Raw genomic sequence first — 203 nt, forward strand, 5'->3', positions numbered from 1 at the left:
CATTGACTGCGCGAAACCACTTTCATCCAAATACACAATTGGTTTGCCTTCCTGTTCATAGTCGCTGATGCGCTCGACAAACGCCTGACGACGCTGAGGATCAGCGCGAGGATGTTTTAAGGTTTTTTTTAAGCGTGAGCCGAAGCCGTTTCAAAGCGTAATGAATCGCCGATTGTGAGACCCCGAGGCGCTTTGCTCTTTCC

General features: G+C 49.8%; 1 protein-coding gene. It reads right to left on the reverse strand.

All coding sequences use genetic code 11. From position 1 onward, the window contains the following. Positions 1-100 precede the first annotated feature (100 nt). The coding region (locus tag AAC854_RS24950; RefSeq protein WP_340619222.1) for an IS630 transposase-related protein at positions 101-203 on the reverse strand (103 nt) is incomplete at its 5' end.

This window comes from Xenorhabdus entomophaga, assembly GCF_037996725.1.
Classification (GTDB): Bacteria; Pseudomonadota; Gammaproteobacteria; order Enterobacterales; family Enterobacteriaceae; genus Xenorhabdus; species Xenorhabdus khoisanae.